General features: G+C 64.9%; 13 protein-coding genes. All 13 read right to left on the bottom strand.

Translation table 11 applies throughout. The features are described 5' to 3' along the window. Positions 1-61 precede the first annotated feature (61 nt). The 13 genes from BLR57_RS06090 to BLR57_RS06030 all read right to left on the bottom strand — a co-directional run bounded on the left by BLR57_RS06090 (position 62) and on the right by BLR57_RS06030 (position 13,066). Positions 62-844: a CBS pair associated ParBc domain-containing protein gene (locus tag BLR57_RS06090; protein ID WP_089695156.1), complete on the bottom strand. Its 783-nt coding sequence runs from the start codon at positions 842-844 to the stop codon at positions 62-64. Positions 845-894: 50 nt separating this feature from the next. Further along, positions 895-2,490, bottom strand: a complete 1,596-nt coding sequence (locus tag BLR57_RS06085; protein ID WP_089695153.1) for a DHH family phosphoesterase — start codon at positions 2,488-2,490, stop codon at positions 895-897. Positions 2,491-2,651: 161 nt separating this feature from the next. After that, positions 2,652-4,157, bottom strand: a complete 1,506-nt coding sequence (locus BLR57_RS06080; RefSeq protein WP_089695149.1) for an NADH-quinone oxidoreductase subunit N — start codon at positions 4,155-4,157, stop codon at positions 2,652-2,654. Then, positions 4,157-5,686, bottom strand: coding sequence for a complex I subunit 4 family protein (locus tag BLR57_RS06075; RefSeq protein WP_089695144.1), 1,530 nt, complete (start codon positions 5,684-5,686; stop codon positions 4,157-4,159). The genes BLR57_RS06080 and BLR57_RS06075 overlap by 1 nt, the downstream gene beginning before the upstream one ends. Then, a complete protein-coding gene (nuoL, locus tag BLR57_RS06070; RefSeq protein ID WP_089695140.1) occupies positions 5,686-7,722 on the bottom strand; it encodes an NADH-quinone oxidoreductase subunit L in 2,037 nt (678 codons plus the stop codon). Before nuoL ends, BLR57_RS06075 begins: the two co-directional genes overlap by 1 nt. A 3-nt stretch (positions 7,723-7,725) precedes the next feature. Next, a complete protein-coding gene (gene nuoK / locus BLR57_RS06065; RefSeq protein ID WP_089695137.1) occupies positions 7,726-8,028 on the bottom strand; it encodes an NADH-quinone oxidoreductase subunit NuoK in 303 nt (100 codons plus the stop codon). Next, a complete protein-coding gene (locus BLR57_RS06060; protein WP_089695134.1) occupies positions 8,028-8,408 on the bottom strand; it encodes a hypothetical protein in 381 nt (126 codons plus the stop codon). Before BLR57_RS06060 ends, nuoK begins: the two co-directional genes overlap by 1 nt. Beyond that, positions 8,405-8,665, bottom strand: a complete 261-nt coding sequence (locus tag BLR57_RS06055; RefSeq protein ID WP_089695131.1) for an NADH-quinone oxidoreductase subunit J — start codon at positions 8,663-8,665, stop codon at positions 8,405-8,407. The genes BLR57_RS06060 and BLR57_RS06055 overlap by 4 nt, the downstream gene beginning before the upstream one ends. Positions 8,666-8,759: 94 nt before the next feature. Then, the gene (locus tag BLR57_RS06050; RefSeq protein ID WP_089695128.1) at positions 8,760-9,221 is read right to left on the bottom strand and encodes a NuoI/complex I 23 kDa subunit family protein; all 462 of its coding nucleotides are present in this window, start codon (positions 9,219-9,221) and stop codon (positions 8,760-8,762) included. Next, positions 9,218-10,291, bottom strand: a complete 1,074-nt coding sequence (locus tag BLR57_RS06045; RefSeq protein WP_244509910.1) for a complex I subunit 1/NuoH family protein — start codon at positions 10,289-10,291, stop codon at positions 9,218-9,220. The genes BLR57_RS06050 and BLR57_RS06045 overlap by 4 nt, the downstream gene beginning before the upstream one ends. Further along, positions 10,288-11,958, bottom strand: a complete 1,671-nt coding sequence (locus tag BLR57_RS06040) for an NADH-quinone oxidoreductase subunit D (RefSeq protein WP_089695125.1) — start codon at positions 11,956-11,958, stop codon at positions 10,288-10,290. The genes BLR57_RS06045 and BLR57_RS06040 overlap by 4 nt, the downstream gene beginning before the upstream one ends. Next, the gene (locus tag BLR57_RS06035; RefSeq protein WP_089695122.1) at positions 11,955-12,656 is read right to left on the bottom strand and encodes an NADH-quinone oxidoreductase subunit B; all 702 of its coding nucleotides are present in this window, start codon (positions 12,654-12,656) and stop codon (positions 11,955-11,957) included. Before BLR57_RS06035 ends, BLR57_RS06040 begins: the two co-directional genes overlap by 4 nt. Further along, positions 12,653-13,066, bottom strand: coding sequence for an NADH-quinone oxidoreductase subunit A (locus tag BLR57_RS06030; protein WP_089695120.1), 414 nt, complete (start codon positions 13,064-13,066; stop codon positions 12,653-12,655). The genes BLR57_RS06035 and BLR57_RS06030 overlap by 4 nt, the downstream gene beginning before the upstream one ends. Between the last annotated feature and the right edge of the window lie 37 nt (positions 13,067-13,103).

The following is a 13,103-nucleotide window of genomic DNA, read 5'->3' as shown; positions in this document are numbered from 1 at the left end:
CGGCTGTCACCTAAACGGTTCGACTAGTCAGCTACTGGAACGAAACGGGCCGACTGCCCGCTCACTGGAACCGCTTCGTCTTCTCGACGAGCGGATGACGGGCGTAGTCGACGACGGAGATGTCTTCGATGGAGTGCAGTCCCTCCTTCTCGGCGGTTCGCTCCATCCCGAGTTCGACATCGGCGTCGACGACGATGACGGACGCCTCCATCTCCTCGATACCGAGGCGGTGCGCCGCCATCACGCGGTGGTGGCCGTCGGCGAGCAGGAGTGTCCGTTCGTTGTCGATGACGACGAGCGGTTCGGCGAGACCGCGTTCGAGTTCGTACTGTCGCCCCTCCAGTTCGTCGGCGTAGACCCGCGCCTGCGTCGGGATGAGGTCCGCGAGTTTCACTTTCCGCTTCTCCTGGGTGACGTTGATACCGTGAATCTGCTCGAGCGTCCGCATCAGTTTGCCGACCTTCTCGGGCGTGGCTCGTTCGATCTGTGAACGAACTACATCCGTGTTCGAGATGATGCCGACGAGATTCGACGCGTCGTCGACGACGGGCAGTTTCTGGATGCCCGACCGGAGGATGACGCGGGCGGCGTCGGTGACCTTCATCTCGGGGTGAGCGACGACGAGGTCGTTCGTCATCACGGTGAAGATCGGTGCCTCGTCGTCCGCCAAGAGGAGGTCGCGGGCGGTCACGAACCCCTCGACGCGCCGTCCCTGACAGACGGGAAAGCCGTTGTGTCCGTCGCTTTCGACGATACGGCGGGCGACGTCCGAGACCGTATCGTCCGGGGAGACGGTCTGGACGTCTCTCGTCATATACTCTTTCACTGTGGCTTTCCCGCTCATTGTCGCCGCTACGTCGCTCGGTAGCAAAAGGTTGGTGTCCGTCCCACGAGTCACGCGTCCGGCTCTCCCTGGTCGACCGCGCTCGTCTCGTCGGTGCTGCCATCCTCCTCGTCCGTCTCGAAGTCGTCTGCTTCCGCCGGCTCCGCCTCTGTCTCCGGGTCGCTCGCCGGTTCGCTCTCCACTGCCGACAGGTCGAGTCCCGGCACCTCCCGTGCGAGGTCGTCACCGAGTGCCGGGGCCGCGGGTGCGTCGGGAAGCGTCTCGAAGAACCGCCCGGAGATACTCTCGCGGACGACGTCCGCGAGCGAGTCCGACGAGTCGCCACCGACCTCGCCGAGGATGCCGAGCGGAATCTGTGCCCCCGCCATGTCGGCGTGGCCGCCCGCGCTGCCGATCTGGTCGAAGGCGTCTCTGAGCGTCTCGCCGAGGTCGAGGTCCGCGCCGCGCGCTCGGCCGGAGGCGTAGACGGTGCCGTCCATGAAACCGTAGACGAGCGTCGTCGTCACCCCCTCCATGTTCAGGAGGCGGTCGGCGGCTTGGGCGAGCGCGTCGCGGTCGCGGATCTCGCCGACGGACGAGGCCAGTGCCTCGCCGCGGACCTCCCGGTTCCGGATGGCTCGGGCGATGGTCTCGAAGGTGTCGGGGCTGACGCTCGGTGCCTCGACACGGTCGAGCACCCCCTCGTCGGCGTACTCACGGAGGAACGCGGCGGCCTCGAAGTCGCTCGCGGAGACCTCGCGCGTGAACTCCTTGGTGTCGACGCGGATGCCGTAGAGCAGTGCCGTCGCCACCGTCCGGTCGGGCGTGATGCCGAAGAAGCTCAGATATTTGGCCAAGAGCGTGCTCGTCGCCCCCACGTCGCTCCGGAGGTCGACGAAGCGCGCCTCGACCGGTGCTCGCGGCGGATGGTGGTCGACGACGATGTCGATGACGGTGTCGGTCGGAAGCCCGTCGTTGACGCCGGGCCGCGAGTGGTCGACGAGCGCGACACCAGCGTAGTTCTGGACGGCCGTCTCGCGGTTGAGCCGCGTCATCCCGATGTCGAGTAGGTTGACGAGCGCGCGGTTCTCCTGGTGGCTGATGTCGCCGAAGTAGCAGGCGTTGGCGTCGACGCCGACCGACTCGGCGACCTTCGTCAACGCGAGGGCACTCGCGATGGCGTCGGGGTCGGGGTTGTCGTGTGTGACGACCGCCAGCGGGCCGTCGAGGTTTCGGAGGACGCCGAGCAGTTTCCGCATCCGCTGGGCGTCGTCGCCGGTGGTGACGTCGAGCAGACGGTCGACGAGCGTCCGTTCGAGGTCGACGACGCGGTCGGCGACGGCGGCGATGGCCGCCTTCGTCTCCTCGTCCGCGCCGGTGCCCGTCGTCGCCATGATGAACGCGTCGGGATACCGCTCGCGGGCCGCGAGTGCCGCTCGTCGGTTGCGGTCGGGGTCGGCGTCGGCGACGATGACGACGTCCGTGTGATCCGGGTAGGCACTCGGGTCCGTCGGGTCCGCGTTGGTCGCGCGGACCCGCTCGTCTCTGAGGGCGGTGACGCGACTCTGCTCGTCGGTGATGACGTGGACCCGGCCGCCACGGTCCGTGATCTCGTCGACGATGTCGTGCCCGACGGAGCCACAGCCAAGCACCAACCGGCTGACCATATCTCTCGGTCGTTCTCGTGAGTGAAAGGCCTACCGTCCCACGCTTCACGGGTGACGGGGCGACAGCGACGGTGAGGGTACCACACGCGGGGGTTCGGCGTCGCTGTGCGGTGCTCGGGGGGTGAAAGAACGGAGAAACGGTGAGAAATCCGGAAGTCGGTCTACGCGAACAGTGCGGCGGCGACGGACTGCGCCGTCTCGATGACCGGCGCGATGCCGGGCAGGAGCACGAGCGTTCCGAGTGCCGCGACCATCACCGCAGCGTAGAGACCGACCGGGCGGCCCTGCAGTTCGAACTCCCCGTCGGGGTCTTCGATCCACATCGCCTTGACGACGCGGGAGTAGTAGAACAGCGACAGCGCGCTGTTGACCGCGCCGACGGCGGCGAGCCACCAGAAGCCGGCACCGATGGCACCGGCGAACAGGAAGTACTTCGAGAAGAACCCGCCGAACGGCGGCAGGCCGGCGAGGCTGAACATGAACACCGTCATCGCCGCGCAGGCGACGGGTGCCTGTTTCGCCAGGCCGTTGAAGTCCTCGAAGGTCCGGCCGACGTCCCAGTACTCGGTCAGGGCGATGAACAGGAACGCACCCGTGTTCATGAAGCCGTAGACGAGCAGGTGAGCCATGCTGGCTCCGAGGACGTTGCCGTTCTGCGCGCTCCCCGCGGAGAGTGCCGCGAGACCGATGAGCGCGTAACCCGCGTGGCCGATCGAGGAGTAACCAAGCATCCGCTTGACGTTGTCCTGGGTCGCGGCCGCGAAGTTACCGAGCGTCATCGTGACGACGGCGAGGATGCCGAAGAGCAGCACCCAGTCGATACCCGCCGGGATGACCGAGAGCGCGAACGCCTCGGTGAAGACGCGGAAGGCGACGGCGAAGCCGGCCGCCTTCGACGCCGACGAGAGGAACGCGCTGATGGGTGCGGGTGCACCCTCGTAGGCCTCCGGTGCCCAGAAGTGGAACGGGACGGAGGCGGTCTTGTACGCGAAGCCACCAGCGATCATCAGCACGCCGAGACCGGCGACGCCGACGTACTCGGTGTTTTCGAGCCCGGCGGCGACGCCGCTGAACGTCAGCGCGCCGGTCGCCGCGTAGACGAGGCTGATACCGAACGCGAAGACGGCCGAGGAGACCGCGCCGATGAGGAAGTACTTCAGGCCTGCCTCGACGGAACCGCGGTTCTTCTTCAGGAACGCGACGAGCGCGTACGAGGGCAGCGAGGCGAGTTCGAGTGCCACGAACGCCACCGCAAGCGAGTTCGCGGCGGCCATGAGGCCCATCCCCGTCGCGGCGAACAGGACGAGCGTGTAGAACTCGGCCTGGTGCTGGTCTTCACGCAGATAGTCGTAGCTCGCGATGGAGACCATCGCGACGACGCTGGCGAAGATGGCCATGAAGAACAGGGCCATCCCGTCGACGACGAGCGCGTCACCGTAGAGGGTGATCTCACCGCCCGTCGACACCTGGCCGGTACCTTCGACGAGGAACGCGGCCGCGAAGGCCAGCGACGAGAGCGACCCGACGACGGAGGTCCCAGCCAGCAGCGTGCTGTTGGTCGAGTCCGAGTCGATACTGTCGAAGACGAGCAGGACGAGCGCCGTCAGGCCCAGGATGAGGACCGGGGCGAGCGCCGTCCACGTGGGCAGTTGCGACTGCAGCAACATCACAGCCCACCTCCCGTCTGGAGAATCGGATTAACTGCGTCCGTGATCATCTGGAAGAACAGCTCCGGTGCGACACCGAGCGCGATGACGAGCAGTAGCAGGACTGCCAGCGGGAGCGTGTCGTGCAGGGCGGCCGGACCGACCTCGTAGTCGGTCTCCAGCCGGAACTGCCCGAACAGCGTCCGCTGCATCGCGAGCAGCAGGTAGCCGGCGACGATGACGATACCGAACATCGCCGCGGCCGTGAACAGCGGCGCGTAGGGGAGCACCGTCGACCCGAAGGAGCCGACGAAGATGAAGAACTCACCCGCGAAGCCGGCCATGAGCGGCAGCCCCATGTAACCGAACGCGCCGGCGATGAAGATGCCCGTCGTGACGGGCATCCGGTCGGCCATGCCGGACATGTCGCCGACCATCCGCGTGTGCGTCGTGTTGTAGATGACGCCGACCGCCATGAACATCAGCCCCGAGATGAGACCGTGGGCGATCATCTGGAAGGTCGCACCGCCGACACCGAATTCGGTGTAGGCGATGAGACCGAGGATGACGTAGCCCATCGACGAGACGGAGGAGTACGCGACGATGCGCTTCAGGTCCTGCTGGGCCAACGCGAGCATCGCGCCGTAGATGACGCTGAGGACTGCGATGGCGGCGATGGGAATCGCGAGTGCCGAGGCGGTCTCGGGCAGCATCGTGAAGTTGAACCGAAGCAGCGCGTACGTCCCCATCTTCAGGAGCACCCCGGCCAGCATGACCGACGCTGGCGTGGGTGCTTCGACGTGAGCGTCCGGCAGCCACGTGTGTAGCGGGACGATGGGCACCTTGACCCCGAAGCCGAGGAACATCGCCACGAAGGCGACGAGCTTCAGCGTCGCGGCGTCGATGCCGTAGAACGTCCCGAGTTCGTCGGCCCGGAGCGCCTGTGCGATCTCCGGCAGTCCCAGCGACGTGATCGAGTCACCGAGACCGAAGACCAGTGCCATGAAGCCGATGAACATCACGAGCGATGCGATGTTCGTGTAGACGAAGAACTTGATCGCGGCGTACTTGCGGCGCGGGCCGCCCCAGACGCCGACAAGGAAGTACATCGGGATGAGGACCGCTTCCCAGAAGATGAACCACATGAAGAAGTCCAGCGCCGTGAAGACGCCGAGGAGGTTCGCCTCCATGAACAGGAAGAGGCCGTAGAACTGCGACTGTCGGTCGTCGATGGGCGTCCACGCGCTGACGATTGCCAGCGACGTGAGCACCGTCGTCAGGACGACCAGCGGCATACTAATGCCGTCGACACCGGTGTGCCACGACAGTTCGTAGCCCGCGAGCGTGAGCCACTCGAAGGTCTCTTCGAACGCGAGCGACCCGCCGAGCAGGGCGTTGCCGGTCGCGTCGAACTGGCTCCACATCAGGAGGCTCCCGGCGATGGGAACCAGACTGAGTCCGAACGCCAGCTTGCCAGCGACCTTGTTCGGTGCGACGAAGGTCACCAGCGCGGCGACGAACGTGAACGCGATTAGTGCTTCAATAATCATCAGAACCACCCTCCGAGCAGACCGAAGACGACGAGCAGTGCCGTCAGCCCGAGCGTCAGGAGCGTCGCGTAGTTACTCACGACACCCGTCTGGACGCGCTTCAGGCGACTGCCCGTGAACAGGGAGACGCTGGAGACGCCGTTGACGACGCCGTCGACGACGCCCTGGTCGAACGTGTCCGCGGCGCGCGAGATGGGCATCGTGACGCCCTCCGCGAGCCAGACCTGGTACTCGTCCTGGTAGTAGTTGTTGTAGAGCAGCGTCTTGATGCCGCCGAGCTTGTCGGTGTGTTCGACCGGCTCGGGGACGTTGTACAGCGAGTTGGCGAGGAGCACGCCCGCAAGGGCGACTCCCAGCGAGACACCACCCGAGACGAGCGCGGTCCCGAGTTCACCGCCGACGAGGTAGCCGGAACTGTAGCCGGCGAAGTCGTGGATGAGTTCGCCGTAGTGCTCGCTCGTCAGACCGGCGGGACCGTGTTCGAGCCACTTGTGTAGGAACTCGATCTCGGCACCCGTCAGCTTCGCGACCGGCACCATGTTGATGAAGCCAGCCGCGACGGCGAGGACGCCGAGGACGGCCAGCGGACCCTTGACGTTCCAGCCGACGCTGACGGGGTCACGCGCCGTGTCGCTGCGGGCGTCACCGTGGAAGGTCAGGAAGACCATCCGGAAGGTGTAGAACCCGGTGAAGAACACGGCGAGCAGGCCCATCGCCCACGCGGCGAGCAGCAGCGGGCTGCCGCCGAGACCGTGGATGAGTGCCTCGTAGAGCACCTCGTCCTTGGACCAGAAGCCCGAGAACGGGAAGATGCCGGCGAGCGCGAGCGAGCCGGCGAGGAACGTCGCGTAGGTCACGGGCATCTTCTCCTTGAGGTTGCCCATGTCCCACATGTTCTCGTTGTGGTGCATCGCGATGATGACCGACCCCGCACCCAGGAACAGCAGTGCCTTGAAGAAGGCGTGCGTCATGAGGTGGAAGGTCGCGGCGATGTAGCCGCCCGAACCCAGCGCGAGCATCATGTAGCCGTACTGGGAGATGGTCGAGTACGCGAGCACCTGTTTGATTTCGCGCTTGACGACGCCCATCGTCGCCGCGAACAGGGCGGTGAAGCCGCCGATGAACGCGATGATGGCGAGCGTCGTCGGGGTCAGCGCGTAGAAACCGTACATCCGCGCGACGAGGTACACACCGGCTGCGACCATCGTCGCGGCGTGGATGAGCGCGGAGACGGGCGTCGGACCCTCCATGGCGTCCGGCAGCCACGTGTGCAGCGGGAACTGCGCGGACTTGCCGACGACGCCACCGAGGACGAGCAGGCCGACGATGGTGAACCACGTCTGGGCGTCGAAGCCGAACGTGTTCACCGTCAGGTTACCGGCGAGTGCCTCTTCGGCCATCGTCGGGAACGCCTCGGCACCGGCGAACTGCGCGGTGCCGAACGTGGCGAACACGGCGACGACGCCGATGAGGAAGAAGTAGTCACCGAAGCGGGTGACGAGGAACGCCTTCTTCGCCGCGCTCGGCGGGCCGGACTGGCGGAACCAGAAGCCGATGAGCAGGTACGAGCAGAGCCCGACCAGCTCGAAGAACATGAACGCCATGAGCAGGTTGTCGGCGACGACGAACCCAAGCATGGACGCCGAGAACAGGCCGAGACCGGCGTAGTACCGGGGAAGGCCCGTCTGGCCGTCGTCGTTCATGTAGCCGAGCGAGAAGACGTGGACGAGCAGCGCGACGAGCGTCACGATGACGAGCATCATCGAGCTGAGCGGGTCGATGAGGACGCCGAAGTTCAGCTCGAAGCTGCCTTCGATGGCCGCCCACGTGTAGAGATGTTGGTTGTAGTACTCGCCGCCTGCGACGGTGATAGCCGCCCAGACGGAGAGGAGAAACGCCCCTGCGGTCGCTGCGATTCCGGGCAACGCACCGCCCTTCGGCAGCAGGTCCCGACCGGAGAGCGCGACGCCCACCGAGATCAGGAACGACAGGAACGGCAGGAGAACGATCGCCGGAACGTAGTCGAATGCTGCCATAACTTACCACCTCATGGTCGTTGCTTTCGTCACGTCGATGTCGTTGAAGTTGCGGTACAGCACGAGGATGATACCGATACCGACGGCGACCTCCGCGGCCGCCAGCGCCATCGTGAACAGGCTGAACGTCTGCCCCGTCACGTTCCCCCACTGGTAGGAGAAGGCGACGAGGTTGATGTTCGCCGCGTTCAGCATCAGCTCGACGGACATCAGGAACAGCAGCGCGTTGCGGCGCGTCAGGATGCCGAAGAGACCGATACAGAACATCAGCCCCGAGAGGAGCAGATACCACTCTGCGGGCACCATCAGTGCTCACCCCCAGTGTCGTCGGCACCGCCGTCGGTCCGGACGACGTTGTCCGCCGCAGCACGAGCCTTGCTCGTCGTCTCGCTCAGGAACGAGCCGTCGTCGCGCTTCGCCAGATAGACGGCGGCGTCGATAGCGACGTCGAGCGCGACGGCCATCACGAGGAACGTGACGAGGAAGCTCTCGCCCGCCACCGCGCCGAAGTCAAGGTCGAACATCGCGTAGCCGATACTGGCGACGATGCTCGCGTCGGCCGGGAACCCTTGCGGGGCGCCGAAGCTCGTCTGCAGGAACACGGCAGCCAGGACGACGAACAGTGCGAGGGCAGCGAGGCCCGGCAGCAGGTTCAAGTCGTCGTTCAGCCGCGGTTTCGTTGTCATGTACTACTCACCTCCGGTTCTGTACGCGTCAGCATCACGGCGAACGTAATGAGGATGAGAACCCCGCCTACGTAGACGAGGATCTGCATGGCGGCGAGGAACTCCGCCTGCAACATCACGTAATGCACCGCGACGCTCAACAGCGCGCCCCCGAGCAGGAGTGCGGAATGCCAGACGTCCCGCACGAGGACGACGCCGAGGCTGCAGCCCACGGTGACGAGGGCGAACAGCGCGAACGCGATGGTTTCATAAACCATTGTTTGTGTCTCCTTGAGGAATCCCTTTGAACATTTCGAGAGCCGTCAGCGGCATTCGAGGCCTCTGGCGGTCGAAATCCTGGGATTCTCGATGTTATTGGTAGTCGACCTCGCCTTCTCCCTCGCCGATCCACGCGCCACGGTCGGGGTTGCGCGAGTTGAGGGGGTCGATGTCCTTGTACCACGGGACGTTCTTCAACTGTTCTTTGTTGTACACGAATTCGTTCTTCGTGTCTGCAGTGAACTCGAAGTTCTGCGTCAGGAGGATGGCGTCGACGGGGCAGACCTCCTCACAGAGTCGGCAGTAGATACACTGGCCGATGTGGAGGTTGTACTGCTCGCCGTTGCGCTTGTCGTCCTGAACGATCTGAATCGTGTCGTTCGGACAGACGTTCTCACACTGTCGACACCAGATACACCGCTCCTGGCTGAACTTGTGAACACCGCGGAACCGCGGGCTCACTTCGGGCGCGACGTCCGGATATTCGACCGTGAACGTCTCGCCGTCCAGTGCGTGCTTCATCGTCGTTGCCATCCCTTTCAGTAGTCCGATCATACAATCACTCCCACGATGATGGCCGTGAGCACCAGGTTAGCGAAGGACAGCACGAGCATGCCCTTCCAACCGATCTCGATGAACTGGTCGATACGGAGCCGCGGTAGCGCCGAGCGGGCCCACTGCGTGAACAGGTAGAAGGCCCAGATCTTTGCGATGAACCAGACGATGCCGAGACTCGCCGGACCCGGACCGTCCGGGCCGCCGAGGAACAGCGTCGCCGCGAGTGCCCCACCCAGGAAGATGTGGATGAACTCCCCGAGGTAGATGAGCACGAAGTAGACCGACGAGTATTCCGTCTGGTATCCGGCGACGATCTCGGTCGGTGCTTCCGGAACGTCGAACGGGTTCCGGCCGACCTCCGCGAGGTTCGCGACGACGAACAGCACGAACGCGAAGGGGTTGACGAACGCGAACCACTGGGGGATCGCGACGCCGCCGACGACCGCCAGCGTGTTGGTGGTCTGTTCGGCGACGATTGTACTCATCTGCAACGACCCGGTGAAGATGACCACGGACGCGGCCGTGACGATCAGCGGGATCTCGTACGCGATGTTGGATGCGACCGCACGGAGTCCGCCGAGCAGCGAGTACTTGTTGTTCGAGGCGTAGCCCATCATGACGAGTCCGAGCGACGCGATGGAGCTCGCCGCGAAGGCGAACACCAGGCCGGTCTCGGGGTCGGCGAGATGGATTCCCGAACCCATCGGAATCACTGCAAAGCCGAGCAGTGCCGAGAACGGGATGATGAGCGGGCCGAGGTCCCACGCGGGACGGTCGACGCCGTCGGGAACGATGAGTTCCTTCGACAGGAGTCGGACGGCGTCGGCGACGATGACGAGCAGGCCGAACGGGCCGACCCGGTTGACCGCGATACGGTCGGTGAACGCGGCAGTGATTTTCCGCTTCGCCCACGGACCGGCGACTGCCGTCTGCACCAACAGCAGGTTGGCGATGAGGAACGCGCCGATCAGGCTCGCGACGATGGCTCCGAGCGTCCCGTCGATGCCGAGCAGATTGGCGATGGTGTCGACGAGCGGGGTCTGTGACTGGAGCAACGCGCCCGTCACCGGTCCACCTCACCGAGCACGATGTCGAGGCTGCCGAGCGCGGCGATGAGGTCGGGGACGTACTCGCCCTGTGCCATCTCGGGAAGCGTTTGCAGGTTCGAGAAACACGGGCTGCGGATCTTGAACCGGCCAGGCTTGTCGGTCCCGTCCGACCGGATGTAGATGCCGAGTTCGCCCTTCGCGCCTTCGACGGCGCGGTAGACTTCGGTGTCGTCCTCGGGCTTGAGCGTCCGGGGGACGTTGGCCTGGATGGTCCGGTCCTCCTCGGGCCAGTCCTCGAGCAGGTCGACACACTGGTCGATGATCTTTGCGGACTCCTCGACCTCACGCAGGCGGACGAGCAGCCGGCTGTAGTTGTCACAGCCGTCCTCGACGACGACGTCCCAGTCGAGCTCGTCGTAGTAGCCGTAGGGGTCGTCGCGGCGGAGGTCGTAGTCGACGCCGGAGCCGCGGGCGACCGGTCCGGTCGCGCCGTAGCTCTTGGCGACATCCTCGGGGAGGATGCCGGTGCCGACCGTCCGCATCTGGAGGATCTCGTTCGCCGAGATGAGGTCGTGGTACTCCTCGAGTGCCTCCGGCAGGTCGTCGAGGAAGTCCCGAATCTTCTCGAAGAACTCCTCGCGGGGTTCCGGAAGGTCCCAGACGACGCCGCCGAGGCGGAAGTAGTTGAACATCAGCCGCTGACCGGTGAGGTCCTCGAGGATGTTCTGGGCCTTCTCCCGGTCGCGGATACCGTACATGAAGATGGCCGTGAAGTCGCCGTAGACGTCGAGTGCGAACGTCGAGACCGCGAGCATATGCGCCGCGATGCGACACAGCTCCGCGCCCATCGTCCGGATGATCTGTGCGTACTCCGGTACCTCGATGTCCGCGAGGTCCTCGGCCGCACGCGCGTACGCCCACTCGTTGAGCAGGCCCGCCGAGATGTAGTCCCAGCGGTCCGGATACGGCATGATCTGGTGGCGGTAGGTTCCCTGCTGGCAGATCTGCTCCTCACAGCGATGGAGGTAGCCGATGTCGGACTCGACGTCGGCGACCTGCTCGCCGTCGAGCGTCGTCTTCAGGTGAAGCACACCGTGGGTCGCCGGATGGTGCGGCCCGATGTTGAGGAACATCGTGTCGCCGCCCTCGCCCGTGTGGTCCTCGTGCAGGGGGTTGGCGTTCTCACGGAGCGGGACGACCTGGGGTCGGTCCTGCTCGTAGTCCATCGAGAGGGGATGCCCTTGCCACGTCTCCGGAAGGAGGATGCGACGCAGATCGGGGTGGCCCTCGTACTCGATGCCGACGAGGTCGTATGCCTCCCGCTCGTGCCAGTCGGCCGTCCGGTAGACCGGTTCGGCCGTCTGACTGACGGGGTTCTCCTTGTCCGTCGGGACGACGACGCTCACTTCCTGCGTGGGGTCGTCGTACTTCTTCAGATGGTAGATGGACTCGTAGCGGTCCTCGCGCTCTTCGGCCGTGACGCAGGAGAGGTGGTCGAACCCCGCCTCGTCGCGGAGGGTGAAGAGGACGTCCTGCACCTCGTCCGGCCGGATGACGAAGCCCGGCGCGTTGAGATGCTCTTCGCGGGCGAGGACGTGTTCGCCGAGCAGGTCTGCGATCTCGTCGCCGAGTGACTGCCCTTCGAGGGCGGCCTGCTCGGGGTCCTGTGGTTCTTCGAGGCTCATGGTGAATCAGCCCAGTTGTAACGCATGACGAGGTCGTCCTCGTCGATCTCTTTCGCGAGTTCGTCGACGATCTCGTCACGAGAGAGGTCGCCGAACTGTTCGAGCTCGTACGGCTTGACCGTGACCGGGCTCGACTCGCCGTTGGCGATGCGTTCCTGCAGCTTTGCGACGCCGTAGACCAGCGCCTCCGGGCGCGGCGGGCAGCCGGGGACGTGGATGTCCACCGGGATGACCTCCTCTGCGCCCTTGACGACGTTGTAGCCCTCCTGGAACGGGCCGCCCGAGATGGTACACGAACCCATCCCGATGACGAACTTGGGTTCGGGCATCTGGTCGTAGACGCGCTTCATACGCGGCGCGAACTTCGACACGATGGTCCCGGGCACGATGATGACGTCCGCCTGTCGCGGCGACGCACGGGGGACACCTGCCGCGAAGCGGTCGAGGTCGTGCTTCACGGCGTAGGTGTGCATCATTTCGATACTGCAGCAGGCGATCCCGAACTGCAGCATGAACATCGAGGACCCGCGGACCCAGTTCATGAACTTGTCGAACTTCGTGAGTATGAACGGCGAAGAGCCGAATGCCTCACGCAGTTTCGAGTTGAACCGGTTGTCCTGACCGGCCATCCGGGCGTCCCGGGTGTCGGTCAGTACTTTCGAGTCGTCCGTAACGAATGGCTTGTCTTGACTACTCATGTTTGTCTCTCTGTCTTTCGACGCTCGGCCAGGGGACTTGCGACCCACTTGACCGCGCCGTTACGCCATGCCCACACGAGACCGACGACGAGGATTCCGACGAAGACGAGCATCGGAAGCAGAACCTGCGAGAGGCTCGCTCCTTGCTCCAGCGCGGAGCGATAGATGACCGTCCACGGGAAGATGAGGACGGTCTCGATGTCGAAGACGACGAACAGCAGCGCAACCATGTAGTACTGGATGTTAAACTGGATGCGCGCCGTTCCCGTCGGAATCTCACCGGACTCGTAGATGGCGCTTTTACCTTGTTCTGGCACACTCGGACGGAGCAGCGCCGAAACCGCCATCATACCGAGCGGAATTCCGACACTGACTACCCCTAATGCGCCGACAGCTATCCATGGATTCATACCGGGTTCTCCGTAACGTGCGGGGGTTAGAAGCGCT

This window comes from Halogranum gelatinilyticum, from assembly GCF_900103715.1.
GTDB lineage: Archaea > Halobacteriota > Halobacteria > Halobacteriales > Haloferacaceae > Halogranum > Halogranum gelatinilyticum.
Note: the sequence above shows the minus strand (reverse complement) of the source record. Positions and strands in the feature narration are given on the sequence as shown.